Source organism: Ottowia pentelensis, assembly GCF_964341695.1.
On the sequence record NZ_OZ224513.1, the window covers coordinates 1,109,707 to 1,135,688 of the forward strand.

Consider the following 25,982-nt stretch of genomic DNA (forward strand, 5'->3'; position numbering starts at 1 on the left):
TGCCTTACTGGCGTGCGATGCCCAAATCGTCCGCCTTGGGCATGGGCACCAGGATCTTGGCCTTGTAGCGGGCCTTGAGCAGGTCGTAGTCGCTGCGCACTTCGGCCAGGGTCCACAGCTGGGTGTAGCGGGTGCGGTTTTGCGCCTTTTGTTCGGCGCTTTGCTCCACCGGCGGCAGCACCTTGTCGATCTGGGCGATGGCGTAGCCCTCGGCGCCCAGGTCGACGCCGACGAAGTGCGGCAGCTTGGTGGGGTCGGCGCGCAGCACGGCCTCGACCAGCACGGCCGGCTGGTCCTGCGGCGCGTCGCGCGAGACGGCGATGGCCGCCGGCAGGTCGGTGGCGCTGGCCGGCTTGGCCAGCCAGGCCTTGAGCTTGGCCTGGCCGTCCTCGCGCGCCAGCTCGGCGCTGCGCTGGGCGATGAAGGCCGTGCGCACGGCATCCTGCACCTCGGCGAAGGGTTTGGCGTGGGCGGCGGTGTGCGCCAGCACGCGGCCGGAGGCGAGCTGGTTGGGGCCCACCTCGACGGCCTCGGTGTTGCGCTTGTTGCTCAGCGCGTCGGCACCGAACAGGGCGTTCAGGAACTTCGGGCTGGCCAGGGCGCCGGTGGCGTCCTTGGCCGGATTGCGCGTGACGCCGTCGGCGGTGTGGATGCTCAGCTTGAGCTTGTCGGCCACGGGTTTGAGGCTGTCGGACTGCTCGTACACGCCGTTGGTGAAGCTGTCGGCCATTTCGGTGAACTGCCGTTGCGCCTGCTGTGTGCGCAACTGATCTTCCAGCTTGGCGCGCTCCTGCTCGAAAGGCGGCACCTTGGCCGGCTTGATGCCGGTCAGTTCAATGATGTGATAGCCGAAGTCGCTTTGCACCAGGTCGCTGATGTCGCCCACCTTGGCCAGCTTGAAGGTGGCCTGCGCGATGGCCGGATCGGTGCCCTTTTGCTGCTGGAACCAGCCCAGATCGCCGCCGCTGGGCGCGCTGACGTCGTCGCTGGAATTCTTCTTGGCGATCTCGGCAAACTGCTTGGGCGCGGCGCGCACCTCGGCCAGCAGGGCTTCGGCCTTGGCCTTGGCCTTTTCACGCTCGGCGGCGGGCGCGTCCTTGGGCGCGGCGATCAGGATGTGGCTGGCGCGGCGCTCCTCGGGCGTGCCCAGGGTGGCGGCGTTTTGTTCGTAGTAGGTGCGCAGGTCCTGCTCGCTGACGTTGACGGCCTTCTTGACGCTGTCCAGGTCGAGCACGATGTATTCGATGTTGACCGACTCGGGCACCTGGTATTGCGCCTCGTGCGTCTTGTAGTAGGCCTGCAGCTCGGCTTCGGTCGGGCTCACCCTGGCGGCGAAGTCCTTGGGCGCCAGGCGCAGCACGCGCACCTCGCGCCGCTCCAGGAAGGCGTTCATGGCGGCGTCGACGTTGGCCTGGCTGACCAGCTCGGAGGTGGCGATGCCACCCAGCACCTGCTGCATCGACAGGTCGCTGCGCATGCGCGCCTCGAAGCCCTCGGGCGTCAGGCCCTGGGCCGCCAGCAGGCGCTTGTAGCCTTCCATGTCCAGCCGGCCGTCGGCGCCGCGCAGGCTGGCGATGGCGGGGTCCTGCTCCAGCGCGGCGGCCAGCGCGGCGTCGCTCACCATCAGGTGCTCGCCCTGGGCGGCGGCAGCCAGCACGCGGTCGCGCACCAGGCGCTCGAGCGAGGCGTACTTCATCACCGGCGAGTCGAGCAGGTTCAGGTCCAGCGTGGGGTTGGCCGCGCGCGCGCGATCGACCTCGAGGCGGTGGGCGTTGTCCCACTCGGTCTGCGTGATGGCGTGACCGTCCACCTCGGCCACCTTGTTGGCACCCTCGTTGAAGCGGCCGTAGCCTTCGATGCCGAAGAAGATGAACGAGGGAAAGACCAGCAGACCCAAGATCCACATGATGATCTTGTTGTGCTTGCGGATGGCGTCGAACATGCGAAAGAGGCTCTGGGTTGCGTGCGGGGCCGCGCGGAGAACAAGAAAAAAGGCGAACCGTCGTTCGCCTTCACATCAATTGGTGGGTGCTGACGGGGTCGAACCGCCGACCTACGCCTTGTAAGGGCGCCGCTCTACCAACTGAGCTAAGCACCCCAGCCGAACCGATGCAAATGTCAGTTCAGCGCGTCCTTCAGCGCCTTGCCGGGACGGAACTTGGGTACCTTGGCGGACTTGATTTTAATCGTTGCGCCGGTGCGGGGGTTGCGCCCGGTGCGAGCTGCGCGCTTGCCGACGGCGAAGGTGCCAAAGCCGACCAGCGAAACCGTGCCGCCCTTGCGCAGCGTGGTCTTGACGGCGCCGATGGTGGCTTCGAGCGCGCGCGTGGCGGCGGCCTTGGAAATGTCGGCGTTCTTGGCGATGTGTTCGATCAGCTCGGTCTTGTTCACGAAAGTGTCCCTCTTTCAGAATGTGTCAGGAATCTGGAAACAGCGATGTCGGGTTGCTTGCGCCAATCGTGCCGGCCTTCCCCCTCGTTCGCCTGACGTGCGCCCAAGCCACGTCCTCGAACCATGCCCAAGCCTTGTGGCGCAAGGGCTGGCCCACGAAAGCAGCGTCAGCGAGCGTTGGATTCTAGACCGATTCCGCGGCCTGTCCCTCGCGGTTTTCCCCCGCTGCTGCGATGACGCAACAAGCGTGCGAAAAGTGGGGTGTTGGCTGACTTTTTTGCTCAGGCTTTGCCGCTTGTTGCCGCGCCCGGGCGCACCACCAGCGCCACGCCCAGCGCGGTCAGCGCGATGCCGGCCACCGTGACCGGGGTGATCGGCTCGCCGAACAGCAGCCAGGCCATCAGTGCCGTGGCGGGCGGCACCAGGTACATCAGGCTGGCCACCGAGGCGGCGGCGCCGCGCTGGATCAGCAGGAACAGCAGCGAGCTGCCGCCCAGCGTCAGCCCCAGCACCGACCAGGCCATGGCACCGGCGGACTGCAGGTTCCAGTGCATGGACTCGGGCTCCAGCCAGGCCAGCGGCGCCGTCACCAGCGCGGCGGCCATCAGCTGCACGGTGTTGGCGCTGCGCACGTCGCAGGGCGCCACCCAGCGCTTTTGATAAAGCGTGCCGGCGGTGATGCACAGCAGCGCGCCCACCGCCCAGGCCAGGTTGATGGCGTTGACCGTATCGCCCGGGCTGCCCTCGGTCAGCTTGCGCCACACCACCAGCACCAGACCGGCAAAGCCCAGGCCCAGGCCCAGCCACTGGCGGCCGCTGACGCGGTGCTCGGCGCTGCCGAAGGCCGACAGCCAGATGGCGGTGAGCACCGGCTGGATGCCGACGATCAGCGCCGACAGCCCCGAGCCCATGCCGGCCTTGACGGCGGCCCACACCCCGCCCAGGTAGCCGCCGTGCATCAGCATGCCGGTGACGGCCAGGTGCAGCCATTGCTGGCGCGTTTGCGGCCAGCGCACCTGCGCCAGCGCAATCCAGACGCCGAAGCAGGCGATGGACAGCCCGTAGCGCAGCAGCAGGAAGGTGAAGGGCGGCGCATGCGGCATGCCGTAGCGCGCCACGATGAAGCCGGTGGCCCAGATGAGCACGAACACCGCCGGCATCCAGCGGATCAGCGCGACGGTGGCGGCGCCGCTCCGCTCGCTCACACCGGCGTTCCAGGTTCAGCCGGGCGCTTGGACGAAAGGCCGCGGAGCAGGCCACGCCAGCGACCGCCGTGGCCGGGGTCTCCGCGGCCACGGGCGGTGTCCGCCTTTGGGGGATGGCGCCGCAGGCGACTCAGGGGGGATGTCATTTCACTCGCGCGCGGATTTCCGGCAGCGCCTTTTGCAGGTAGTAGATCATCGACCACACGGTGAGGATGGCCGCCAGCCAGATCAGCCACTGGCCCCACAGGCGCGTGTCCACGTCCAGCACGCGCCCGTCGTACAGCAGGAAGGGGATGGCCACCATCTGCACCGCCGTCTTGAGCTTGCCCAGCATGTGCACGGCCACGCTCTTGCTGGCGCCGATCTTGGCCATCCACTCGCGCAGCGCCGAGATGGCGATCTCGCGCCCGATGATGATCAGCGCCACGAACACGTCCACCCGCTGCAGGTGCACCAGCACCAGCAGGCAGGCGCAGACCAGGAACTTGTCGGCCACCGGGTCCAGAAAGGCGCCGAAGGCCGAGGTCTGGTTGAGCTTGCGCGCCAGGTAGCCGTCCAGCCAGTCGGTCCAGGCGAACACCACGAACATCACCGTGGCCGCCAGGTTGCGCACTTCGGCCGGCAGCGGCAGGTAGAACACGCCGACGATGAACGGGATGGCGACGATGCGCGTCCAGGTCAGCAGGGTCGGCAGGGTGAAGAACATGGCGCCGATTGTGGCATGCACCCGCGCCGGCCCGCAGGCGCCCCGCGGGCCAATCCGATACTATCAATTGAATAGCTGCTGGCGCTTGATCGACGGGCGCCAGAAGCCGATTTTGTTTGAAGATTCAGTGCAGCGCGCGGTAGATCTGCTCGGCCAGCGCGCGCGAGATGCCGTCCACCGTCATCAGGTCTTCCACGCTGGCGCCCTCGACCCCGCGCACGCCGCCGAAGCGCTGCAGCAGGCGCGCGCGCTTCTTGGGCCCCACGCCGGCGATTTCCTCCAGCCGGCCGCCGCCCACGCGCACCTTGGCGCGCTGCGCGCGCATGCCGGTGATGGCGAAGCGGTGCGCCTCGTCGCGGATCTGCGCCACCAGCATCAGCGCCGCCGAGTCGTGGCCCAGGTACACCTTGGGCCGGCCGTCGGCAAAAACCAGTTCTTCCAGCCCGACCTTGCGCCCCTCGCCCTTCTCGACACCGACGATCAGCGACACGTCCAGCGCCAGCTGGGTGAACACCTCGCGCGCCATGCTGACCTGGCCCTTGCCGCCGTCGACCAGCACCAGGTCGGGCATGCGCACGCTGGCGGCGTTGCCCTGCTCGGCCAGTGCCTCGGCGATCTTGCCGTAGCGCCGCTGCAGCACCTGGCGCATGGCGGCGTAGTCGTCGCCGGGCGTGATGCCGTCGATCTTGTAGCGGCGGTATTCGCTGCTGACCATGCGGTGGCCCTGAAACACCACGCAGCTGGCCTGCGTGGCCTCGCCCGCGGTGTGGCTGATGTCGAAGCACTCGATGCGCAGCTGGTCGAGCTGGTCGGTGGGCAGCTCCAGCGCCTCGGCCAGCGCGCGCGTGCGCGCCTGCTGCGAGCCTTCCTCGGCCAGCAGGCGCGCCAGCTGCAGCGCGGCGTTCTGCTGCGCCATCTCCAGCCAGATGCGGCGCTGGCCGCGCGGCGCGTGGGTGGCGGCGATCTGGCGCTCCTCCTTGTCCGACAGCGCCTGCAGCAGCGCGCGCGCCACCGGCTCGCTGGTGATGAGCTGCGCCGGCGCCGGCACCGCCAGGTAGTGCTGGGCGATGAAGGCGTCCAGCACCTGGGCCTCCACCGTGCTCAGCTCGGCGTCCTCGCGCTCGGCCGCCAGCGCCTGCGCGTCCTCGATCTGGCTGGGGAAATGCGCGCGGTCGCCCAGGTGGCGCCCGCCGCGCACCATGGCCAGGTTGACGCAGGCGCGCCCGCCCTGCACCTTGACGGCCAGGATGTCGACGTCGGCCTCCGAGCCCACCTCCACCGCCTGCTGGTGCAGCACGCGCGACAGCGACTGGATCTGGTTGCGGATCAACGCCGCCTGCTCGAAGCGCAGGGCGCTGGAGTGCGCCATCATGCGTTGCTCCAGCACCTGCAGCAGCTCCTGCGTCTGCCCGCGCAGAAACTGCTCGGCGTGCGCCACATCCAGGGCGTAGTCCGCGTCGCTGATCAGCCGCACGCAGGGCGCCGTGCAGCGCTTGATCTGATACAGCAGGCAGGGGCGCGTGCGGTGCGCGAACACCGTGTCCTCGCAGGTGCGCAGGCGAAACACCTTTTGCAAGAGCTCGATGGTCTCCTTCACCGCCCAGGCGTTGGGGTAGGGGCCGAAGTAGCGGTGGCGCTTGTCGGTGGCGCCGCGGTAGTAGGCCACGCGCGCGTAGGCCGCCGGGTCGGGCGCGCCGGGGCCGGGGTCGGGGTGCGGCGCGCCGCTGCCGGTGAGCTTGAGGTAGGGGTAGCTCTTGTCGTCGCGAAACAGGATGTTGTACTTGGGCGCCAGCTGCTTGATCAGGTTGTTTTCCAGGATCAGCGCCTCGGCCTCGGAGCGCACCACCGTGGTCTCCAGCCGTGCGATCTTGCTCACCATGTGGCCGATGCGCGTGCCGCCGTGGTTCTTGCTGAAGTAGCTGGAGACGCGCTTCTTCAGGTTGCGCGCCTTGCCCACGTACAGCACCGTGCCGGCCGCGTCGAAGTAGCGGTACACGCCCGGCAGGCCGGGCAGGGCGGCCACTTGCGCCAGCAGCTCGGGCGGGTGCGAACGGGTGGGTTCGGGGGAAGCTTCGGGCGCCGTGGGCTCGCTCATGTCGGGCAGTTTACGGGGCCGGAAGAGGGGTGGCGCGCCGTGGGCACAATCGCCCCATGCCTGCCGCGCCGCCCCTGTGGGACCTGTTTTGCCGCGTGATCGACAACCACGGCGACCTGGGCGTGTGCTGGCGCCTGGCGCGCGAGCTGGCGGCGCGCGGCCAGCGGGCGCGCCTGTGGGTGGACGATGCCGCCGCCCTGACCTGGATGGCGCCCGACGGCTTGTGCGGTGACGTGCCCGGTGTGCAGGTGCGGCCGTGGCGCGAGCCCTTCGATGCCGCCGCTCTGGCCGGCCTGCCGGTGGCCGACGTGTGGATCGAGGCCTTCGGCTGCGAGCTGCCGAAGGCCTTCGTCGCCCACGGCGTGCAAGACAGCGCGGCACGGGGCAGCGCCGCGCCCGTGTGGGTCAACCTGGAATACCTCAGCGCCGAGCCCTACGTCGAGCGCATGCACGGCCTGCCTTCGCCCGTGCTGCAGGGCCCGGCGGCGGGCCGGACCAAGTGGTTCTATTTCCCCGGCTTCACGCCGCGCACCGGCGGGCTGCTGCGCGAGGCCGAACTGCCCGCGCGCCAGGCCGCCTTCGACCGCGCGGCCTGGCTGGCCGCGCAGGGCGTGCCCTGGCGGGGCGAGCGGCTGCTGTCGCTGTTCTGCTACGAGCCGCCGGCGCTGGCGGCGCTGCTGGCGCAGCTGCAGCAGGGGCCACGGCCCACGCGCCTGCTGGTGACGGCGGGGCGCGCCGCGCAGGCCGTGCGTGCCGCTTTTGAGCATCAAATGGGGCTGCAGCCGGCGCAGGTCAAGCGCGGGCAGCTATCGATTTCATACTTGCCGTACCTGGACCAGCGTGGCTACGACGAGCTGCTGTGGGCCTGCGACGTCAACTTCGTGCGCGGCGAAGACTCGCTGGTGCGCGCCCTGTGGGCCGGCCAGCCGCTGGTGTGGCAGCCCTATCCGCAGCACGACGACGCGCACCACGCCAAGCTGGCGGCTTGGCTGGACTGGCTGCAGGCGCCGCCGGGGCTGCGCGCCTTTCACCGCGCCTGGTCGGGCATCGGCGCCGAGCCGCTGCCGCCGCTGGACGAGCGCGCCTGGATCGCCTGCGCATCGGCCGCCCGCGCGCGGCTGATGCGGCAGCGCGACCTGGCCAGCCAGCTCATCGGCTTCGTGGCCGAAAAACGCTAGAATAGCGGGCTTTGCAAAAACAGCCGGCTCGCCTGGACGAGTGCACGCAAGCCGGCTTGCAGCGCATGTCGCCCGCGCGCACATATTTCACGGTCCACCCAGGACGTCGTGCACGAGCGGCCCACGCTCACCCCACTCACTGGAATTCGACCCATGAAAATCGCCCAGGAAATCCGCGCCGGCAACGTTGTCATGCACGGCAAGGACCCCATGATCGTGCTGAAGACCGAATACGCCCGCGGCGGCCGCGGCGCCGCCACCGTGCGCATGAAGCTCAAGGCCCTGCTCAACAACATGGGCACCGAAGTCGTCTTCAAGGCCGACGACAAGATGGAGCAGGTCATCCTCGACCACAAGGACTGCACCTATTCGTATTTCGCCGACCCGATGTACGTCTTCATGGACGGCGAGTACAACCAGTACGAGGTCGAGGCCGAGAACATGGGCGACGCCCTGAACTACCTGGAGGACGGCATGGCCGTCGAGGTGGTGTTCTACGACGGCAAGGCCATCTCGGTCGAGCTGCCCACCAGCGTCGAGCGCGAGATCACCTGGACCGAGCCGGCCGTCAAGGGCGACACCTCGGGCAAGGTGCTCAAGCCCGCCAAGATCGCCACCGGCTTCGAGGTGCCCGTGCCGCTGTTCGTCAGCCAGGGCGACCGCATCGAGATCGACACCCGCACCGGCGAGTACCGCAAGCGCGTGTGAGCGTTGGCGTGGCCGGAGCGTGAAAAGCCGCCTGCGGGCGGTTTTTTCATGCCCGCGCCGGGCCGCTACCATCGCTGCATGGAAACCACCCAAGACCTCAAGGAAGCTTCGCGCGAAGCCGTCGTGGACGCCTGGGCCACGCTGCAGGCGCATGCCCGCAACGGCGAGCCGCTCAGCCCCGACGCCTATCGCCTGGCCTTTGCCGACCCGGAATTTCTGCTGCGCCCCGAGACGCGCGGCATCCGCTTTCAGCTGGAGCTGCTCAAGCCCGACCTGGGCCTGGCCGCCGCCGGCGTGCACAACACCGTGGTGGTGTACGGCAGTGCGCGCGTGGTCGACCCGGAGGCGGCCGAGGTGCAGCTGGCCGCCGCGCGCGCGGCCGGCGACGCGGCGGCCATCGGCAAGGCCGAGCAGGCCGTGCGCGGCGCGCGCTACTACGCGGCGGCGCGGGCGTTCGCGCGCATCGTCGCCGAGCACAGCCTGCGCCAGCAGCCCGCCGACCGCCTGTTCATCTGCACCGGCGGCGGCCCCGGCGTGATGGAGGCGGCCAACCGCGGCGCGCACGACGTGGGCGTGCCTTCGGTGGGGCTGAACATCGGCCTGCCGCACGAGCAGCACACCAACGCCTACGTCACGCCCTACCTGGCGTTCAAGTTCCACTACTTCGCGCTGCGCAAGATGCACTTCATGATGCGCGCCAAGGCGCTGGTGGCGTTTCCGGGCGGCTTCGGCACGCTGGACGAGCTGTTCGAGGTGCTGACCCTGGTGCAGACGCGCAAGGTGCGCCGCGTGCCCATCGTGCTGTTCGGCAAGAGCTACTGGAGCCGCCTGCTCAACCTGCAGATGCTGGTGGAGGAGGGCGCCATCGCGGCCGAGGACCTGCAGTTGTACGACGTGGTCGACGAACCCGAGGAGGCCTGGGACGTCATCCAGCGCTTCTACGGCATGTAGGGCGCCGGCGCCGGGCTCCTGGGGCGGGGGCGGGCCGTTCGTCGGCGTTTTGTCATGGATTAGTCATACGGCTGCGCGACACTTCTCGCGTTGCCCGCGCCGTGACCCCGCCCCATGCACCCGCCGCCCCTGCTTTCCGCTTCGCCCGATCGAGCCGCCGATGAATTCGTCGGGCGGGCGTCAGGCATCGCAGGGCACGGCACGCCGGCTGCCCTCGAGTGGCTCGACCGCGACCACAGCACCCTGGCCTTCAACGCGCGCGTGCTCGACTGGGCCGAGCGCGCGGACGTGCCCCTGCTGGAGCGCCTGCGCTACCTGTGCATCGTCTCGTCCAACCTGGACGAATGGTTCGAGGTGCGGGCCGCGGCGCATTTGCCGGCCGCGTCCTCGCCGGCGCCGTCGGGCGACGGCTCGTTTGCCGCCCTGGCGGGTGCCGTCAAGTCCCTGGTGGCGCGCCAGTACGCGCTGTACAACGACACGCTGATGCCGGCGCTGGCCGCGCGCGGCATCCGCATCGTGGGTCACGGCGAGCGCAGCAAGGCCCAGCACCACTGGGTGCGTGAACACTTTCAGCGCCAGGTGCGTCCCCTGCTGATTCCGGTCGGCCTGGACCCGGCCCATCCCTTTCCGCAGGTGGCCAACAAGTCGCTCAACTTCATCGTGCGCCTGGGCGGCGGCGACGCCTTCGGGCGCGACAACGAAATCGCCATCGTCAAGGTGCCGCGCGCGCTGCCGCGCCTCATGCGGCTGCCGCGCGAGGGCGCGTCGGCTCGGCAGTGCTTCGTCAGCCTGTCGAGCATCATCCGCGCCCATCTGGGGGAGTTGTTCGCGGGCCGCCCCGTGCTCGAGTTCTCGCAGTTTCGCGTCACGCGCCACTCCGACCTGGCGGTCGACGAGGAGGATGTGCGCAACCTGCGCACGGCCTTGCGCCAGGGCCTGGAGCAGCGCAACTACGGCCAGGCGGTGCGGCTCGAAGTGTCGGCCGGGTGCTCCCCTGCTCTGGTGGACCTGTTGCAGGCGCAGTTCGGCCTGCCCGACGCCGCCGTGATGCGTGTGCCCGGACCGGTCAACCTGGTGCGCTTGATGCAGCTGGTCGACCTGGCGGGCAGGGCCGAACTGCTGTTTCCACCCTGGCGTCCGGCCTGGCCGCATGCGCTGCCGCGCACCGGCGGCGTGATGGCGCAGATGCGCCGGCGCGACATCCTGATCCACCAGCCCTTCGAGAGCTTCGACGCCGTGCTGGCCTTTCTGCGTGAGGCGGTCGAAGACCCGCAGGTGCTGGCCATCAAGCAAACCGTCTACCGCACCGGCGCCGACTCCGAGATGATGAACCTGCTGCGCGAGGCCGTGCGGCGCGGCAAGGAGGTGACGGTGGTGCTGGAGCTGAAGGCGCGTTTCGACGAGGAAGCCAACATCAACTGGGCCGAGGCGCTGGAGTCGATCGGCGCGCAGGTCGTCTATGGCGTGGTGGGCCTCAAGACCCACGCCAAGATGCTGCTGGTGACGCGCCGCGAAGGCGGCGGCCTGCGCCGCTACGGCCATCTGTCCACCGGCAACTACAACCCGCACACCGCGCGCCTGTACACCGATCTGAGCCACCTGACGGTGGACGAGCGCATCACCGCCGACATGGATGCCGTGTTCGATCACCTGGCCAACCAGAACCGCCGCCCGCGCCTGCAGCGCCTGCTGATGGCGCCGTTCGACCTGCAGCGCAGCCTGATCGAGAAGATCGACGCCGCCGGCCTGGCCGCCGAGCGCGGCGAGGGCGGGCGCATCGTCGCCAAGATGAACGCGCTGACCGACGAGGACCTGATCAAGGCGCTGGTGCGTGCCGGCCGCCGTGGCGCGCGCATCGACCTGATCGTGCGCGGCGCCTGCATGCTGCCGGCCGGCCGGCCGGGCCGGACCGACAACATCCGCGTGCGCTCGATCATCGGGCGCTTTCTCGAACACACCCGGGTGTTCTACTTCGGCATGGGCAAACACGACGAGCTGTACCTGGCCAGCGCCGACTGGATGAACCGCAACATGCTGCGCCGGGTGGAGCTGGCCTGGCCGGTGACGGACCCGCGCCTGCGCCAGCGCATCATCAACGAATGCCTGGTCGCCTACCTGCACGACGACCGTGACGCATGGACCTTGCAGCCCGACGGCCGCTACGCCCGTGCGCCGCGCGTGCTGGACGGCAATGGCGCGCAGCAGGCGCTGATGGCGCGCTACGCCGCGCCGCCAGGCGAGCCCCGGAAGCGAGCCCAGGCATGGACCTGATCCTGTGGCGCCACGGCGAGGCGGAGGAATCGGTGGATGGCGACGACGACCTGCAGCGCCCCCTGACCCCGCGCGGCCAGCGTCAGGCCAAGCGCATGGCCGAATGGCTGGACCGCCAGTTGCCCGATGGCCTGCGGGTGCTGGCCAGCCCGGCCGTGCGCGCCCAGCAGACGGCGCAGGCGCTGGGGCGCAAGTTCAAGCTGCGCGATGAACTGGCGCCGGTGGCCACGCCGGACGACCTGCTGGCGCTGGTGCAATGGCCGCGCGGACGAGGAACGGTTCTGGTGGTCGGCCACCAGCCGGTGCTGGGGCAGGCGGCGGCGCGCCTGCTGGGCATGGCGGCGCCCGACTGCGCGATCCGCAAGGGCGCGGTGTGGTGGCTGCGCCAGCGCGAGCGCCAGGGCGCCAGCGAGACCGTGCTGCTGGCGGTGCAGGCGCCGGACTTGTTGTAGCGCCGGGCCGCTCAAGGCTCGGTCGCGTACTCCCAGGGTGTGCGCGCCCAGGCCTTGCCTTCCTCGCGCAGCAGGTACGCCGATTGCGGATAGGCCTGGGCCCAGCCGGCGCGCGTGCGCACGGTGCAGCGGCGGCCTTGCAGCGTCAGCGCGAGGCCGGCCACGTCCGGGTCGCGCCGCGCGTGGCACAGGGCCAGCGCGGTGCGCAGGCACATCAGCTGCAGCGCGAAATCGGCGTCCTCCAGCGGGCCGGCCAGCTTGCGCAGCTTGCCGCGTTGGCCCAGCACCAGCAGGCTCAGGCGCTGCAGCTCGGGCAGGGCAAAGCCGGCGGCGTCGGTGTGCTCCAGGATGTAGGCGCCGTGCAGGTGGTGATCGACGTGGGCGATGCGCTGGCCGATTTCATGCAGCTGCGCGGCCCAGCCGAGCTTGCGCGCGGCGCGCTCGCCCCCCGCGGGGGCGGCCTGCGTGAACAGCGCCACGGCCACGCGCGCCACGCGCTCGGCCTGTGCCTCGTCGACGGCGAAGCGGCGCATCAGCGCCCGCACGCTGGCGCTGCGCAGGTCGGTTTCGGGCTGCTCGCGATCGAGCATTTCATACAGCGCGCCCTGCCGCAGCGCGCCCTGGGCCACGGTCATGCGCTCGATGCCCAGTTGCGCGAACACCGCGCGCAGGATGGCGATGCCGCCGCCGATCACCGCGCGCCGGTCGTCCTTGAGCCCTTCCAGGCGCAGGCGATCGAGGTGGCGCGCGCGCAGCAACTGTTCCTGCAGCCAGGCCAGGCCGGCGCGCGTGATCACGCCCTCCGGCTCGATGACCGACGCCAGCACCGAGCCGGCCGCACCCACCGTGCCCGAGGAGCCATAGGCCACGTCCCAGCTGTCACGCGGAAACTGCGTCATCACTTCGTCCAGCACCGCCCGGGCGGCCAGTTCGGCGGCGTCGAACGCCTCGCGCGTGAATGCGCCGTCGGCGAAGTACCGGCCCGACCAGGCCACGCTGCCGACGCGGCACGAGGCGGCGGCGGCGGGCGTGAAGCGCTGGCCCACGATGAGTTCGGTCGAGCGGCCGCCGATGTCCACCACCAGGCGCCGCTCGTCCGACTGCGGCAGCATGCGGGCCACGCCCTTGTAGATCAGGCGCGCCTCTTCCAGGCCCGACACCACCTCGATCGGAAAACCCAGCAGGGCGCTGCCGTGCGCAATGAAGGCTTCGCGGTTGCGCGCCTCGCGCAGCGTTTGCGTGGCCACCGCGCGCACCTGGGGCCGGGCAAAGCCCGCCAGGCGCTCGCCGAAGCGCGCCAGGCAGTCCCAGCCGCGCTGCATGGCCTCGGGAGTCAGCTGGCGTTCGTCGTCCAGGCCGGCGCCCTGGCGCACGGTTTCCTTGAGGTATTCGACGCGCTGGATCTGGCCGTGATCCAGGCGGCCGATTTCGAGTCGAAAGCTGTTGGATCCCAGATCCACGGCCGCCAGCAGGGTGCCGTCTTGCATGAAGGTTCGCGTCCGTCGGTTTCCTGAAAGCGGCGCAGCATAGCACTGGCCTGCGACAAGCAAGTGTCGCCCTCGCCAGACTGTCACGACAGTGTCACAAACGCCTTCTACATTGCCCTCATCGAATTTTCCAACCACGAGGTTTTCTGATGAAACTGACTGCGATGCGGGTTTTGATGACGGGTGTGCTGGCGAGTGGGGCCGTGTCGTCCGCCTGGGCACAAGAGGCCACGGGCGCCGGCGCCAGCTTTCCGGCGCCGCTGTACGCCAAGTGGGCAGCCGACTACAACAAGGCCACGGGCGTCAAGATCAACTATCAGTCCGTCGGCTCGGGTGCCGGCCTGAAGCAGATCGAAGCCAAGACGGTGGACTTCGGCGCCAGCGATGCGCCGCTGAAGGACGAGGATCTCAAGGCCAAGGGCCTGATGCAGTTCCCGACCGTGGTCGGCGGCATCGTGCCGGTGGTCAACATCCAGGGTGTGGCGCCGGGCCAGCTCAAGCTCAGCGGCACGCTGCTGGCCGACATCTACCTGGGCAAGGTCACCCGCTGGAACGACCCGGCCATCGTGGCGCTCAATACCGGCGTCAAGCTGCCGGACGCCGCCATCGCCCCGGTGCGCCGCGCCGATGGTTCGGGCACCACCTTCGGCTTCACCAACTACCTGTCCAAGGTCAGCCCCGAGTGGAAGGACAAGGTGGGCGAGGGCACGGCGGTGAACTGGCCGCTGGGCGCCGGCGGCAAGGGCAACGAGGGCGTGGCCGCCTTCGTGGGCCGGCTGGCCAACTCGATCGGCTACGTCGAATACGCCTACGTCAAGCAAAACAAGCTGACCTACGCGCAGCTGCAAAACAGCGCCGGCAACTTCGTGTCGCCCGACGACACCGCCTTCAAGGCCGCGGCGGCCGGCGCCGACTGGTCGCGCAGCTTCTACCAGATCCTGACCAACCAGCCGGGCAAGGATTCCTGGCCCATCACCTCGGCCACCTTCATCCTGATGCACAAGGTGCAGGACAAGCCGCAGCAGGCCGACACCGTGCTGAAGTTCTTCCAGTGGGCCTATCAGTCGGGTGACAAGACCGCCGACGATCTGGACTATGTGCCGATGCCGGAGAGCGTCAAGGGCGTGATCTTCAAGTCCTGGTCCGAGATCAAGGACGGCGCGGGCAAGCCCGTCGCCTTGAAGTAATCTTGCGTTCTTGCCAAGCGCGGCGGCCTGGCCCTCGGGGCGGGCCGCCGGCCCCGTTCAGTCTTTTCGGTCCATGCCAGTGAATCCTCCCACGCTTGCGCAAGAGGCGCTGCCCTTGCCCGCGGGTGCCGTTGGCCGTCCAGCGGCGCCGCGACCCTCCCGGCCGGGCGCGGCGCTGGCCGATCGCCTGTTTGCCGCGCTGGCGCGCACCGCGGCGCTGGTGACCCTGGCGCTGCTGCTGGGCATCCTGGCCTCGCTGGTGTATGGCGCCTGGCCTGCCATCGAGCGCTACGGCCTGAGCTTTCTGGTGCGCAGCCAGTGGGATCCGGTCGAGGAAGAGTTCGGCGGCCTGGTGATGATCTACGGCACGCTGGCGACCTCGGCGATCGCGCTGCTCATCGCGGTGCCGGTGAGCTTCGGCATCGCGCTGTTCTTGACCGAGCTTTCGCCCGCCTGGCTCAAGCGCCCGCTGGGCACGGCCATCGAGCTGCTGGCCGCCGTGCCTTCCATCGTCTACGGCATGTGGGGGCTGATGGTGTTCGGCCCCATCCTGGCCGCCTGGGTGCAGCAGCCGCTGCAGGCGCTGTTCAACGGCGTGCCCTTTTTGGGCGCGCTGGTGTCCGGCCCGCCGGTGGGCATCGGCATTTTGTCGGCGGGCATCATCCTGGCCATCATGGTGATTCCCTTCATCGCCTCGGTGATGCGCGACGTGTTCGAGGTGACCCCGGCGCTGCTCAAGGAGTCGGCCTACGGCCTGGGCGCGACCACCTGGGAGGTGGTGTGGAAGGTGGTGCTGCCCTACACCAAGACCGGCGTGCTGGGCGGCATCATGCTGGGCCTGGGGCGCGCGCTGGGCGAGACCATGGCGGTGACCTTCGTCATCGGCAACATGAACCAGCTGCAGTCGCTGTCGCTGTTCGAGGCGGCCAACAGCATCACCTCGGCGCTGGCCAACGAGTTCGCCGAGGCCGGCCAGGGGCTGCACCAGGCCTCGCTGATGTACCTGGGCCTGGTGCTGTTCTTCATCACCTTCGTGGTGCTGGCGCTGTCCAAGCTGCTGCTTGGCCGGCTGAAGAAGGCCGAGGGAGGGCGGGCATGACCAGGGCTCGACCCCCGGCGCAGGCCCGCACGGCGCGCTACGCCGCGCGCCAGCGCGTCAACCGCGTGGCGCTGGCGCTGTCGCTGGCCGCCATGGCCTTCGGCGTGTTCTGGCTGGTGTGGATCCTGTGGGAGACGCTGCGGCTGGGCCTGGGCGGCATGTCGCTCGCCCTGTTCACCGAGATGACGCCGCCGCCCAACGAGGCCGGCGGCCTGGCCAACGCGATCTTCGGTTCGCTGATGATGGTGGCCATGGCGACCTTCATCGGCACGCCGATCGGCATCATGGCTGGCGTCTATCTGGCCGAGTACGACCCGCGCGGCTGGCTGGCGGGCGTCACGCGCTTCGTCAACGACATCCTGCTGTCGGCGCCCTCCATCGTCATCGGCCTGTTCGTGTACGCGGTGGTGGTGGCGCAGTTCAAGAGCTTCTCGGCCTGGGCCGGCATCGCGTCCCTGGCGCTGATCGTCATTCCGGTGGTCATCCGCACGACGGAGAACATGCTGTCGCTGGTGCCGGCCAGCCTGCGCGAGGCGGCCTACGCCCTGGGCGCGCCCAAGTGGCGCGTCATCACCCTGATCACCTTGCGCGCGGCGCGCGCCGGCGTCATCACCGGCGTGCTGTTGGCGGTGGCGCGCATCGCGGGCGAGACGGCGCCGCTGCTGTTCACCGCGCTGAACAACCAGTTCTGGAACGGCGACCTGTCCAAGCCCATGGCCAGCCTGCCGGTGACCATCTTCAAATTTGCCATGAGCCCCTACGAGAACTGGCAGCAGCTGGCCTGGGCGGCGGTGTTTCTCATCACCCTGGCGGTGCTGGGCCTCAACATTCTGGCGCGCGTGCTGACGCGCCAAAAATAAGGATTGCGCTTCATGTCCGTCGCTTCACCCCTGTCGCCCGCCAAGCTGGCGGTGCGCGACCTCAACTTCTACTACGGCAAGTTCCACGCCCTGAAGGGCATCAACCTGGACATTCCCGAGAACAAGGTCACGGCCTTCATCGGCCCCTCGGGCTGCGGCAAGTCGACGCTGCTGCGCACCTTCAACCGCATGTTCGAGCTGTATCCCGAGCAGCGCGCGCAGGGCCAGATCCTGCTGGACGGCGAGGACCTGCTGGCCAGCCGCCAGGACGTGGCGCTGATCCGCGCCAAGGTCGGCATGGTGTTCCAGAAGCCCACGCCCTTCCCGATGTCGATCTACGACAACATCGCCTTCGGCGTGAAGCTGTTCGAGGCCCTGAGCCCCGCCGACATGGACGAGCGCGTGGAATGGGCGCTGCGCAAGGCCGCGCTGTGGGACGAGGTCAAGAGCAAGCTGAACCAGAGCGGCGCCGGCCTGTCGGGCGGGCAGCAGCAGCGCCTGTGCATCGCGCGCGGTATTGCGATCAAGCCCGAGGTGCTGCTGCTGGACGAACCCTGCTCGGCGCTGGACCCGATTTCCACGGCCAAGATCGAGGAGCTGATCGCCGAGCTGAAGGACGAATACACGGTGGTGATCGTCACGCACAACATGCAGCAGGCCGCGCGCTGCAGCGACTACACCGCCTACATGTACCTGGGCGACCTGGTGGAATTTGGCGCCACCGAAGAGCTGTTCTTCAAGCCGCAGCGCAGGGAGACCGAGGACTACATCACGGGCCGCTTCGGTTGAGGAAAAGAACCATGACAGACAAGCACCTTTCATCCCAGTTCGACAGCGAGCTCAACCAGGTTGCGGCCCGCGTGATGGAGCTGGGCGGCCTGGTCGAATCGCAGATCAGGCAGGCGATCGTGGCGCTGTCGGAGTTCAGCACCGAGGCCGCCGAGCGCGTGCAGTTCATCGAGAACCGCGTCAACCAGATGGAAGTGGAGATCGACCACGAGCTCATCACCATCATTGCCCGGCGCCAGCCGACGGCGCGCGACTTGCGTCTGGTGATGGCCTTTTCCAAGGCCACCGCCAACCTGGAGCGCATGGGCGACGAGGCCACGCGCATGGCGCGCATGGTGCGCTCCATCATCGAGAGCGGCGCGCCGCGCTCGCTGCCCAGCATGGACCTGCGCGTGGCCGCCGACCTGGCCTCGGGCCTGCTGCGCAAGGCGCTGGACGCGTTCGCACGGCTGGACACGCGGGCCGCGCTGGCCATCCTGAAGGAAGACGACCTGATCGACCGCGAGTTCGACGGCTTCATGCGCAAGCTCATCACCTACATGATGGAAGACGCACGCACCATCTCGCCCAGTCTGGACCTGCTGTTTCTGGCCAAGGCGATCGAGCGCATCGGCGACCATTCCAAGAACATCGCCGAGCAAATCATTTACCTGGTCGAGGGCAAGGACATCCGCCACCAGGCGCTCGAAAGCATCGAATCATCCCTGAAATGAAGCCCAATCCCAGAGTGCTCATCGTCGAGGACGAAGCGCCCATTGCCGAGCTGATCGCTGTCAACCTGCGGCACAACGGCTTCACGCCGGTCTGGGCCGAGGACGCCGAGGCCGCGCAGCGTGAGCTGGACGCCGTGCTGCCCGACGTGGTGCTGCTCGACTGGATGCTGCCCGGCCAGAGCGGCCTGCAGCTGGCGCGCAAGTGGCGTGCCGACGCACGCACCAAGCCCATTCCCATCCTGATGCTGACCGCGCGCGGCGACGAGCCCGACAAGGTGGCCGGGCTGGATGCCGGCGCCGACGACTACATCACCAAGCCCTTTTCCACGCAGGAGCTGCTGGCGCGCATCCGCGCCGTGCTGCGCCGGCGCGCGCCCGAGCAGGTGGCCGACCGCGTGGCCATCGGCACGCTGGCGCTGGACGCGGCGGCGCATCGCGTCAGCCTGGACGGCCAGCCCCTGAAGCTGGGGCCGACCGAGTTCAAGCTGCTGCACTACCTGATGAAGCACGCCGAGCGCGTGCACAGCCGCGCCCAGTTGCTCGACAAGATCTGGGGCGACCACGTGTTCATCGAGGAGCGCACCGTGGACGTGCACGTCAAGCGCCTGCGCGAGGCGCTGGGCGAGGCCAGCCCCATGCTGGAGACCGTGCGCGGCGCGGGCTATCGACTGACGGCGATGCCGTCGGCACCCAACGGCAAGTAAGCGGCGGCGCATGCGATGATGGCCGCGTTTTCAAGCTTTTCATGCCTGTAGCGCCCGTCCATCAAGCGCGAAAAGCTATACAAATCATAGTTATCATCGGTTCATGCTGCTGCGCGTGACCACGTTCTTGCTGTGCCAGGCCCTGGGCGCGGCCCTGGGCGGCTGGCGTGCCGGTGCCTGGGGCGCGCTGGCGGGCGCCTGCGTGGGCGCCTGGCTGTGGCTGGGCTGGGACGCCTGGCGCGGCGCGCGCGTGCTGGCCTGGCTGCGCCAGGGCGATGTCGCGGCCGCGCCGGGCCTGCGCGGGCTGTGGGGCGAGGTGGCCGACCGTGCGCGGCGCCTGCTGCGCCAGGGCCAGCAGCGCGAGCAGGCCAGCCGGGCGCAGCTGCAGGGCATCCTGGCGGCGCTGCAGGCCTCGCCCAACGGCGTCACGCTGCTCGACGCGCAAGGCCGCATCGAATGGTGCAACCGCATCGCGCAGGAGCACTTCGGCTTCGACGCCGAGCGCGACGCGCTGCAGTCCGTCGGCAACCTGGTGCGCGACCCGGCCTTCAGCGCCTACTGCGCGGCGCGCGACTTCGCGCACGACGTGGTGCTGCCGGGGCGCCACAGCACCGACTCGCATCCGGTGCGCGTGTCGGCGCAACTGCACCCCTACGGCGAGGGCCGGCTGCTGCTGCTGTCGCGCGACATCACCGCGCTGGAGCAGGCCGACGCCATGCGCCGCGATTTTGTCGCCAACGTCTCGCACGAAATCCGCACCCCGCTCACCGTGCTGGCGGGCTTTGTCGAGACGCTGCAGACCCTGCCGCTGCCCGACGGTGAGCGCCTGCGCTACCTGGGCCTGATGGCCCAGCAGGCCACCCGCATGCACCACCTGGTGCAGGACTTGCTGACCCTCTCGCGCCTGGAAGGCAGCCCGCTGCCCGACATGCACGAGTGGACCGCCGTGGCGCCGCTGCTGGCGCGCTGCGAGCAGGAGGCGCGCGCGCTGTCGCAGGCGCTGCACGGCGACACCGGCGCTGTCGCACAGCAGATCGTCTTTCCCGCCGCCGAGGTGCTGCGCTCGGCAGGCCAACTGGCTGGCAGCCCCGGCGAGTTGCACAGCGCCCTGGCCAATCTGATCAACAACGCCGTGCGCTACACGCCCGCCGGCGGGCGCATCGAGGTGCAGTGGCAGCCGCTGGCGGGCGGCGGCGCGCGCCTGGCCGTGATCGACAGCGGCCCCGGCATCGCCCCCGAGCACCTGCCGCGCATCACCGAGCGCTTTTACCGCGTCGACCGCAGCCGCTCGCGCGACACCGGTGGCACCGGCCTGGGCCTGGCCATCGTCAAGCACGTGCTGCAGCGCCACGGCGCGCAACTGGCCATCAGCAGCGTGCTGGGGCGTGGCTCGGTGTTCGCGGTGGAGTTTTCGCCCGGCGGGGTGCGGGCTCAGCCGGTCCTTCCGCTGCTCTGAAGCGAATCGCCTGGCCGGCTTGCAGAGCCGATCGAAAACTCGAGTCTTGGCGCTGGCGAGGCTTCATCCGTGCGGAATTTGCGTCCGTATCCTTTTCCCCGTCGCCACCGGTCCCTACGGTTGTATTTCAATTAGAAACATTTGAATTGGGTTTTAACGACAGGCTTGATTTTGTCAATTTTGTTTTTGATTCCAACCATGGGGAGAAGTAAGGCGTGGTTGCGACCGCCGTGGGGTAGCAGGGCACAGTCTTTTCTGGGTATTTCCTCGCCCACGCCCGGGCGCTAAGGTCAGCAGGCAACCGAATGGTTTGAGGCGCTGCGTGCAGCACGTCGGTTGCAGGGGAGAGAACATGACCACCATTCGCGAACAACAACGGTATTCGGACATTGCCACCGTCCGACGCAGCCTGGGCAGCGCGTGCGCGCGCTTTGGTCGAGTCCGGCAGCTCGACGTTCTTCTGGCCAGTCATGATGGCGGGCGCCAGGCCGTCTGCTTCGTGCGCATGGAAACCATGGCGCAGGAACAGGCCGTAATGGATGCCCTGGGCATCCGCCGCTTCGAAGGCGTCCTTGGCCTCGTGCTCGACCTGGGCGGCGCTACCGCCGGGCGCGCAACTGTGGCGGCCCGTGAGCGCGCCCAGCTCGGTGCGGCGTGACGCGCACGAATGGTGCGCGGAAGACTCCATTCGTGACGTTGGACGGCCATGCACACGCTTAAAAGGCTGCTGCGCGCGTCCGCGCGATACACCACGACCGCTGTGGTGGCGAACCTGTGGCCATCCACCGCGTTTCACGGTTCGGCCAGGGCGATGCAGCCCTCCGCGGGCTGGTTGCCCATGCTGATGATGGCGATGCTGGTGCTGATTGCTGTACTGCTTGGCCTCTATACGGTGCGGCACTACCTGTTCACGCTCAACCGCCTGTTTGCGCGCCAGCGCTCGCTCTATGTCGACATCGAGACGACCGAGTGGCCGCGTCTGACCGTCTTCATTGCCGCGCACAACGAAGAGGCCGTGGTGGGCGACTGCATCACCAGCCTGCTCGCGGCCGACTATCCGCGCGACCGCCTGGTGATCATGCCGGTCAATGACCGCTCGACGGATGGCACGCGCGCCATCATCGAGCGCTATTGCGACGCGCATCCGGGGCGCCTGCGGCCATTTCATCGGGTGTCCGGCCCGCCGGGCAAGGCAGCCGCGCTGAAGGATGCGACGGACATCGTGATCCGGGAGAACCTGGCCGATGTCATTCTGATCTTCGATGCCGACTATCTGCCTGGGCGGAAACTGCTCAAGGAGTTGGTGGTTCCGTTTCTCGACCCCGAGATCGGTGCCGTGATGGGACGTGTGGTGCCCCAGAACGCCGGCGTCAATTTGCTGACGCGTCTGCTGGATCTGGAGCGCTCGGGTGGCTATCAGGTGGATCAGCAGGCCCGCTTCAACCTTGGCGCGGTGGCGCAGTACGGTGGCACCGTGGGTGGCGTTCGCCTCAGCGCGCTGGACGACGTGGGCGGCTGGCACGACGGCGTGCTGGCCGAAGATACGGATTTGACCTATCGCCTGCTCATGTGCGGCTGGCGCGTGGCCTACCTTGCTCACGCCGAGTGCTATGAAGAAGTGCCGCAAAGCTGGCCGGTGCGCTTTCGGCAGATCGGGCGCTGGGCCAAAGGCCACAACCAGGCCTTGGCCCGATACGCCGGCAGCGTGGCGACCAGCCGGGCCATGAACCCGATGGCGCACTGGGATGGTTTGGCCCTGCTGGGTGTCTACGCCATGGCCCCCGTGATGCTGCTGGGTTGGCTCCTGTCCATCATCGTTGTACTCACGGCGGGCTTGGACTCTGGCGAGTTGGTGCCGATCGGGCTGCTGGCGTTCATGGGATTGGCGGCCTGCAGTTGCCTGGGCAACTTTGCGGCCTTCTTCGAGGTCGCGGCGGCGGTTCACCTTGACGGCAATCGCGCCAGGATCCGGCTCTTGCCCTTGCTGTTCGCGAGCTTTCTGGTCAGCATGATTTCCCTGTCCAAGGCGGCCATCGATGGCCTGGTGCTGGACCGGCTGCTGCGGCGCGAGTTCAAGTGGGACAAGACGATCCGCTATCGTCCGGCGGGCGCGGATGTCGCCCCGAGGTTGAGCCATGGAACCTGATCCGATGCGCTCGCTATGGGTCGTGCTGTGGTTCGGCGCCACGGTGCTCGTACTGGGCCTGCCTCTGTGGCCGGCGTGGCGCGAGATGCACCATCCCAGCGATGTGAAGCCGCTGCCGCTTCCCTCGGGGGTGGCCATTGGCGGCGCAGGCCCGCAGCGGCAAGGGGTCGAGTCGCGGCCTTCATTCGACGACAGCCAGGTCGCGGATGAATTGATCGTGCGCAGCGGTGATCGCCGCCACGAGGTGGATCACCCCGGCGATGTCATCGTCGAAGCGGGCGCGCAGATCGATTCCGTCTTGCGTGCCCGGCGCGTGCACTGCGACGGCGCGCGTCTGCCACGCATGGTTCACGCGACGACCGCCATCGACCTCGGTGCAGGTTCGCTTTTTTGCACTCTTTCGGCGCCGGTCATTCGGACCGAGGTGCGAGGTGAAGATCGCCAACGGGAGAATAGGGCCGAGCCTTCATGTGCCGACGCGTTGAACCCCCCGCGCCATTGTCACGCGGGTGATTTTGAACTACCCGCGTCGACAACACTGGTTGCCGACCTGGTGGTTCAAGGGTCGCTGACCTTGGGTCAGGACTCGATTCTCACGGGCAACGTCAAGGTTCATGGTGATGCCGAGTTGCTGGCAGGCGCCGCATTGGCCGGGGCACTGTTTGTGCAAGGCTCTGTGCATTGCCACGGCAACAATCGACTGTCGGGACCGGTGGCAGCCGGCAAGCGCGTCTGGTTGGGGCCGGATTGCGTGGTCGGCAGGGCGGACGCCAAGGCGAGCGTCTCCGCTTGGGACGTCCGACTGGATCACGACGTGACCGTGTTTGGGCGCATCGCCTGCGTCGAAGCGGGAGAAACGCTGTGATGTTGCGCGATTTGCCTGCGTTGGGCCGTGTGTCAGCCCTGTTGCTGGCGGCGGGGCTGGCGACCACCCTGCTCGCGGGCCCGGCGCTGGCGACCGCACAGCCGCCGGGCCTGTCCGATTTTCGTACCGGTGATGGCGCCTACTTCACCACCGTGGGTGGTGACCTCGTCGATCCCTATTTCGTCAACAAGGCGTTCATTGTCCTGCTGCAGGCGCGGGTCGACGTGCGCGCCGAACTGGACGGGTGGCTCGCCTGGCTGCTGCCGCGGCAGCGTGCCGACGGGGGGTTCGATCGCTATTGCCGTGCGGGCGACCGCGATTGGACGGCGTGCCGCAAGGCCGATGCGGACGATTCCACGGCGGCCACCACCATCGAGCTGTTGTACCTGGCGCTGCGCAACGGCCTGCTTTCCGACCGCGTGAAGTCGGAAATGCCGGCGGTGGTCCGGGGCAGCGAGACGATGCTTGCCCGGCTCAAGAACCCGGAGACCGGCATCTATCAGGTGTTCGCCGATACCCCGACGTACTACCTGATGGACAACGTCGAGGTTTACACCGCTCTGGTGGCCAGCGGTCGGACCAAGGCGGCCGACGCATTGGCAAGCGCCATTCGCCACCAGTTCGACCAGGGAAGAAGTTGGCAACCGGCCTTTCCCCGCTTCGAACATCAGAGTTTTTATCCCCATGTGCTGGCACGCACGTTTCTTTGGGTTCCGGGCGTGTTCACAACCCGTGCCGAGGCGGGGTCTGACATGGCAAGCTGGATGGCCCAGTACGGCGATCGTTGGCGTCGTCGCACGGACGACCACTTTGCGTGGGGCCTGGTGGCTTGGAACCTGCACCAGTTGGCGCCCATCGAGGCCGCCTGCTGGCGGCACTCCGTCCGCCCTTATTCAAGCGCCATCGGCTGGACGGTGCTCGACGCTGCCGTGGACGTGGCGCTGCAGCACAGCGGCATCGGCGTCGAGTGTCCTCGTTGAAGGATCGGTGATCATGATCCAGTTGCACTCGAACAAAGCAAGAGGACGACGCATGGCGACCGACATCGCGATCACAACCCGCCAGTGGCTTGGCGCAGCGTTGCTTGGCGCTCTGGTGCCGGTGTTGCCGGCGCTGGCTCAATCCGACGCGGGCAAGGCGGCGCCAGCAGGCAACGCAGCGCCGGCTCCTGTCGCGCCACCGCCGCCGACCACCGGGCGAATCGAGGCGGGCGTGGGTGCCGCGCACCTGAATGGCGCCGACGGCGACTGGCGCGACGTGTATGTCCGCGGCTATGTGCGCCCGGCGCCTGGAACCACCATCAACGCCGAGCTCGCAAGCCAGGGGCATTTCAATCAGCGGGGCACGTTGGGCGCGGTCTCGATCTTGCAGGATTTGTCGCCGGACTGGTTTGTGATGGCAGGCGTGAGTGGCGGCAGCGCAGAGTTCCAGTACCGCTTGCGGGGTGATGTGGGCATCTACCGCAAGTGGGGCGCCACGCGGCAATGGGTCACGGGCTTGACGGTCATGCGGGGCCTGGGGGGCGACCACATCCATCGTGACACGATGCCGAGCCTCTCCGTTGCGTATTACTCCACCGACGGCTGGATCGCCGAGGGCGGGGCGATGTTCAATCGATCGCAACCCGGCTCCGTCCGTGCGGCGCGCGCCTACGGGGTGCTGACGGTGGGCCAGCAGGGACACCACCTGTGGATGACCCGAATCGATCATGGCCGCGAGGCCTATCTTCCAGCCGGTGCCTTCGTCGGAAGTGCACCCAGCAGCGTCGCGTTCACGTCGACTGAAGTCAGCACGGTCTGGCGGCAATGGCTGGGTCGGGACTATGGCTACACGGTGGGCCTGCAGTATTACCGCAATCCCTATTACACGCGCGCTGGTGTGACTGCGGGGGTGTTCTTTGACTTCTGATGTCCGACCCATGGCAGCCATGCGGCCGATGAGACGTCATCCGCCGCGCCTGACACCGCAGCATCGCGGTTTGCGCAGCTACGTCTGGCGCAGTCGCGACACATGGGGTGTGTTGGGCGTGTTGGGTGCTTCCATGGCGGTCGTGGTGCTGGCTTACGACAGCGTGGTTGAAGCCTGGTCGAAGGCGCTCGCATGGGCGTGGCCGCATCTGGGCATTGGAACGGCGTCGCAAGTTCATCTCGTCGAGGTGGCCGTCCCGGGCGGGTCCATTCAGTCACTGGACGTGGCGTTGTCGGTGCCGGCGCCCGGACTGGCGCACTGGTGGGCTGTCGCCGGCGTGACCCTGGTTCTGACGGCAACTTCTCTGCGACTATCGCGTGAGCGCCTGCCCACGATCTACTTCTTGCGCCTGGTCGCTGCGCTGTGTCTGGCCAGCCTGATCGCGGCCGCCGCGCTCGGACCAAACGCCATCATGCCCGCCGACGCGGTGCTCAATCAGCTGTTGACGCTGGGCATGGCGCTGCTGTGGTCGCTGCCTCTGATCCATGCCCTGGTTCTCTACATCTTTCCTCTTCGCCTGCTGCAGAAGTTGACCGCCACGCTGGCGGCGCTGCTGCTGATCGCGGTCGGCATTCCGTTGCAGGTCGGGGCGCTGGCCTGGTTGCTGGTGCATGGCAGCCAGTTGGTCGTATTGCCGCTCCATTTGCTGGCGAGTTTTTTGCCCCAGTTGCTGGGGCAGCTTGGCGTGTATGGGTTCTTCATGAGCCTGGTGCAGCGGCCACCGAGGCTTGGTTGACTGGATTTCGCCGCT

The 25,982-nt window shown here is 68.4% G+C and carries 24 protein-coding genes and 1 tRNA gene; 18 read left to right on the forward strand and 7 right to left on the reverse strand.

Annotation, left to right across the window (positions count from 1 at the left end; translation table 11 throughout):
* Window positions 1–4: 4 nt before the first annotated feature.
* The 6 genes from ACWHMB_RS05300 to uvrC form a co-directional block, all read right to left on the reverse strand.
* A complete protein-coding gene (locus tag ACWHMB_RS05300; protein WP_377482892.1) occupies window positions 5–1,942 on the reverse strand; it encodes a SurA N-terminal domain-containing protein in 1,938 nt (645 codons plus the stop codon).
* A gap of 80 nt (window positions 1,943–2,022) precedes the next feature.
* A tRNA-Val gene (locus ACWHMB_RS05305) sits at window positions 2,023–2,098 on the reverse strand.
* 20 nt (window positions 2,099–2,118) lie between these two features.
* A complete protein-coding gene (locus ACWHMB_RS05310; RefSeq protein WP_377482894.1) occupies window positions 2,119–2,391 on the reverse strand; it encodes an HU family DNA-binding protein in 273 nt (90 codons plus the stop codon).
* A 281-nt stretch (window positions 2,392–2,672) separates the two neighbouring features.
* Window positions 2,673–3,551: a DMT family transporter gene (locus tag ACWHMB_RS05315; protein WP_377482967.1), complete on the reverse strand. Its 879-nt coding sequence runs from the start codon at window positions 3,549–3,551 to the stop codon at window positions 2,673–2,675.
* 187 nt (window positions 3,552–3,738) lie between these two features.
* Window positions 3,739–4,302, reverse strand: a complete 564-nt coding sequence (pgsA, locus tag ACWHMB_RS05320) for a CDP-diacylglycerol--glycerol-3-phosphate 3-phosphatidyltransferase (protein ID WP_377482896.1) — start codon at window positions 4,300–4,302, stop codon at window positions 3,739–3,741.
* Between the two features lie 124 nt (window positions 4,303–4,426).
* A complete protein-coding gene (uvrC, locus tag ACWHMB_RS05325) occupies window positions 4,427–6,397 on the reverse strand; it encodes an excinuclease ABC subunit UvrC (protein ID WP_377482898.1) in 1,971 nt (656 codons plus the stop codon).
* A gap of 56 nt (window positions 6,398–6,453) precedes the next feature.
* Between uvrC and earP the strand changes: the two genes are divergently transcribed.
* From earP to sixA, 5 genes are all read left to right on the forward strand, one after another.
* Window positions 6,454–7,575 (forward strand): elongation factor P maturation arginine rhamnosyltransferase EarP, encoded by a 1,122-nt coding sequence (gene earP / locus ACWHMB_RS05330; protein ID WP_377482900.1) that lies wholly within the window; start codon window positions 6,454–6,456, stop codon window positions 7,573–7,575.
* Window positions 7,576–7,728: 153 nt separating this feature from the next.
* Window positions 7,729–8,283, forward strand: a complete 555-nt coding sequence (gene efp, locus ACWHMB_RS05335) for an elongation factor P (protein WP_293219833.1) — start codon at window positions 7,729–7,731, stop codon at window positions 8,281–8,283.
* A gap of 78 nt (window positions 8,284–8,361) precedes the next feature.
* Entirely contained in the window at window positions 8,362–9,234 is an 873-nt protein-coding gene (locus ACWHMB_RS05340; RefSeq protein WP_377482902.1) for an LOG family protein, read from the forward strand.
* A gap of 114 nt (window positions 9,235–9,348) precedes the next feature.
* Window positions 9,349–11,505: a polyphosphate kinase 1 gene (gene ppk1, locus ACWHMB_RS05345; protein ID WP_377482904.1), complete on the forward strand. Its 2,157-nt coding sequence runs from the start codon at window positions 9,349–9,351 to the stop codon at window positions 11,503–11,505.
* Window positions 11,496–11,957 carry a phosphohistidine phosphatase SixA gene (gene sixA, locus ACWHMB_RS05350; RefSeq protein ID WP_293219842.1) on the forward strand — a complete coding sequence of 154 codons (462 nt, stop codon included), beginning with the start codon at window positions 11,496–11,498 and terminating at the stop codon, window positions 11,955–11,957. Before ppk1 ends, sixA begins: the two co-directional genes overlap by 10 nt.
* 11 nt (window positions 11,958–11,968) lie before the next feature.
* Here the strand turns inward: sixA and ACWHMB_RS05355 are convergent, their stop codons facing one another.
* Window positions 11,969–13,444 (reverse strand): Ppx/GppA phosphatase family protein, encoded by a 1,476-nt coding sequence (locus tag ACWHMB_RS05355; protein WP_293219845.1) that lies wholly within the window; start codon window positions 13,442–13,444, stop codon window positions 11,969–11,971.
* Between the two features lie 149 nt (window positions 13,445–13,593).
* Between ACWHMB_RS05355 and pstS the strand changes: the two genes are divergently transcribed.
* The 13 genes from pstS to ACWHMB_RS05420 all read left to right on the forward strand — a co-directional run bounded on the left by pstS (window position 13,594) and on the right by ACWHMB_RS05420 (window position 25,967).
* Entirely contained in the window at window positions 13,594–14,631 is a 1,038-nt protein-coding gene (gene pstS / locus ACWHMB_RS05360) for a phosphate ABC transporter substrate-binding protein PstS (RefSeq protein WP_377482906.1), read from the forward strand.
* A gap of 73 nt (window positions 14,632–14,704) precedes the next feature.
* The gene (gene pstC, locus ACWHMB_RS05365) at window positions 14,705–15,730 is read left to right on the forward strand and encodes a phosphate ABC transporter permease PstC (RefSeq protein WP_377482908.1); all 1,026 of its coding nucleotides are present in this window, start codon (window positions 14,705–14,707) and stop codon (window positions 15,728–15,730) included.
* Window positions 15,727–16,590: a phosphate ABC transporter permease PstA gene (gene pstA / locus ACWHMB_RS05370; RefSeq protein WP_377482910.1), complete on the forward strand. Its 864-nt coding sequence runs from the start codon at window positions 15,727–15,729 to the stop codon at window positions 16,588–16,590. Before pstC ends, pstA begins: the two co-directional genes overlap by 4 nt.
* A gap of 12 nt (window positions 16,591–16,602) precedes the next feature.
* The gene (pstB, locus tag ACWHMB_RS05375) at window positions 16,603–17,379 is read left to right on the forward strand and encodes a phosphate ABC transporter ATP-binding protein PstB (RefSeq protein WP_377482913.1); all 777 of its coding nucleotides are present in this window, start codon (window positions 16,603–16,605) and stop codon (window positions 17,377–17,379) included.
* Window positions 17,380–17,390: 11 nt separating this feature from the next.
* Window positions 17,391–18,092, forward strand: a complete 702-nt coding sequence (gene phoU / locus ACWHMB_RS05380; protein WP_293219860.1) for a phosphate signaling complex protein PhoU — start codon at window positions 17,391–17,393, stop codon at window positions 18,090–18,092.
* Window positions 18,089–18,796: a phosphate regulon transcriptional regulator PhoB gene (gene phoB, locus ACWHMB_RS05385; RefSeq protein WP_377482915.1), complete on the forward strand. Its 708-nt coding sequence runs from the start codon at window positions 18,089–18,091 to the stop codon at window positions 18,794–18,796. The genes phoU and phoB overlap by 4 nt, the downstream gene beginning before the upstream one ends.
* A gap of 103 nt (window positions 18,797–18,899) precedes the next feature.
* On the forward strand, window positions 18,900–20,252 hold the full coding sequence (gene phoR, locus ACWHMB_RS05390; RefSeq protein WP_377482917.1) for a phosphate regulon sensor histidine kinase PhoR: 1,353 nt from the start codon (window positions 18,900–18,902) through the stop codon (window positions 20,250–20,252).
* Between the two features lie 352 nt (window positions 20,253–20,604).
* Window positions 20,605–20,910, forward strand: coding sequence for an RNA-binding protein (locus ACWHMB_RS05395; RefSeq protein ID WP_293219869.1), 306 nt, complete (start codon window positions 20,605–20,607; stop codon window positions 20,908–20,910).
* A 48-nt stretch (window positions 20,911–20,958) separates the two neighbouring features.
* The gene (locus tag ACWHMB_RS05400) at window positions 20,959–22,398 is read left to right on the forward strand and encodes a glycosyltransferase family 2 protein (RefSeq protein WP_377482921.1); all 1,440 of its coding nucleotides are present in this window, start codon (window positions 20,959–20,961) and stop codon (window positions 22,396–22,398) included.
* Window positions 22,388–23,263 (forward strand): hypothetical protein, encoded by an 876-nt coding sequence (locus tag ACWHMB_RS05405; RefSeq protein ID WP_377482923.1) that lies wholly within the window; start codon window positions 22,388–22,390, stop codon window positions 23,261–23,263. The genes ACWHMB_RS05400 and ACWHMB_RS05405 overlap by 11 nt, the downstream gene beginning before the upstream one ends.
* On the forward strand, window positions 23,263–24,243 hold the full coding sequence (locus tag ACWHMB_RS05410) for a hypothetical protein (RefSeq protein WP_377482925.1): 981 nt from the start codon (window positions 23,263–23,265) through the stop codon (window positions 24,241–24,243). Before ACWHMB_RS05405 ends, ACWHMB_RS05410 begins: the two co-directional genes overlap by 1 nt.
* 13 nt (window positions 24,244–24,256) lie before the next feature.
* Window positions 24,257–25,171, forward strand: coding sequence for a YaiO family outer membrane beta-barrel protein (locus ACWHMB_RS05415; protein WP_377482927.1), 915 nt, complete (start codon window positions 24,257–24,259; stop codon window positions 25,169–25,171).
* Between the two features lie 10 nt (window positions 25,172–25,181).
* Complete coding sequence (locus tag ACWHMB_RS05420) at window positions 25,182–25,967, forward strand: hypothetical protein (protein WP_377542569.1); 786 nt, start codon at window positions 25,182–25,184, stop codon at window positions 25,965–25,967.
* The last annotated feature ends 15 nt before the right edge of the window (window positions 25,968–25,982 follow it).

Coding starts and splice junctions, on each gene's coding strand:
- ACWHMB_RS05300 (WP_377482892.1), bottom strand. CDS start 1,942: ATGTTCGACGCCATCCGCAAGCACAACAAGATCATCATGTGGATCTTG.
- ACWHMB_RS05315 (WP_377482967.1), bottom strand. CDS start 3,551: ATGCCGGCGGTGTTCGTGCTCATCTGGGCCACCGGCTTCATCGTGGCG.
- pgsA (WP_377482896.1), bottom strand. CDS start 4,302: ATGTTCTTCACCCTGCCGACCCTGCTGACCTGGACGCGCATCGTCGCC.
- uvrC (WP_377482898.1), bottom strand. CDS start 6,397: ATGAGCGAGCCCACGGCGCCCGAAGCTTCCCCCGAACCCACCCGTTCG.
- earP (WP_377482900.1), top strand. CDS start 6,454: ATGCCTGCCGCGCCGCCCCTGTGGGACCTGTTTTGCCGCGTGATCGAC.
- efp (WP_293219833.1), top strand. CDS start 7,729: ATGAAAATCGCCCAGGAAATCCGCGCCGGCAACGTTGTCATGCACGGC.
- ACWHMB_RS05340 (WP_377482902.1), top strand. CDS start 8,362: ATGGAAACCACCCAAGACCTCAAGGAAGCTTCGCGCGAAGCCGTCGTG.
- ppk1 (WP_377482904.1), top strand. CDS start 9,349: ATGCACCCGCCGCCCCTGCTTTCCGCTTCGCCCGATCGAGCCGCCGAT.
- sixA (WP_293219842.1), top strand. CDS start 11,496: ATGGACCTGATCCTGTGGCGCCACGGCGAGGCGGAGGAATCGGTGGAT.
- ACWHMB_RS05355 (WP_293219845.1), bottom strand. CDS start 13,444: ATGCAAGACGGCACCCTGCTGGCGGCCGTGGATCTGGGATCCAACAGC.
- pstS (WP_377482906.1), top strand. CDS start 13,594: ATGAAACTGACTGCGATGCGGGTTTTGATGACGGGTGTGCTGGCGAGT.
- pstC (WP_377482908.1), top strand. CDS start 14,705: ATGCCAGTGAATCCTCCCACGCTTGCGCAAGAGGCGCTGCCCTTGCCC.
- pstA (WP_377482910.1), top strand. CDS start 15,727: ATGACCAGGGCTCGACCCCCGGCGCAGGCCCGCACGGCGCGCTACGCC.
- pstB (WP_377482913.1), top strand. CDS start 16,603: ATGTCCGTCGCTTCACCCCTGTCGCCCGCCAAGCTGGCGGTGCGCGAC.
- phoU (WP_293219860.1), top strand. CDS start 17,391: ATGACAGACAAGCACCTTTCATCCCAGTTCGACAGCGAGCTCAACCAG.
- phoB (WP_377482915.1), top strand. CDS start 18,089: ATGAAGCCCAATCCCAGAGTGCTCATCGTCGAGGACGAAGCGCCCATT.
- phoR (WP_377482917.1), top strand. CDS start 18,900: ATGCTGCTGCGCGTGACCACGTTCTTGCTGTGCCAGGCCCTGGGCGCG.
- ACWHMB_RS05395 (WP_293219869.1), top strand. CDS start 20,605: ATGACCACCATTCGCGAACAACAACGGTATTCGGACATTGCCACCGTC.
- ACWHMB_RS05400 (WP_377482921.1), top strand. CDS start 20,959: ATGCACACGCTTAAAAGGCTGCTGCGCGCGTCCGCGCGATACACCACG.
- ACWHMB_RS05405 (WP_377482923.1), top strand. CDS start 22,388: ATGGAACCTGATCCGATGCGCTCGCTATGGGTCGTGCTGTGGTTCGGC.
- ACWHMB_RS05410 (WP_377482925.1), top strand. CDS start 23,263: ATGTTGCGCGATTTGCCTGCGTTGGGCCGTGTGTCAGCCCTGTTGCTG.
- ACWHMB_RS05415 (WP_377482927.1), top strand. CDS start 24,257: ATGATCCAGTTGCACTCGAACAAAGCAAGAGGACGACGCATGGCGACC.
- ACWHMB_RS05420 (WP_377542569.1), top strand. CDS start 25,182: ATGGCAGCCATGCGGCCGATGAGACGTCATCCGCCGCGCCTGACACCG.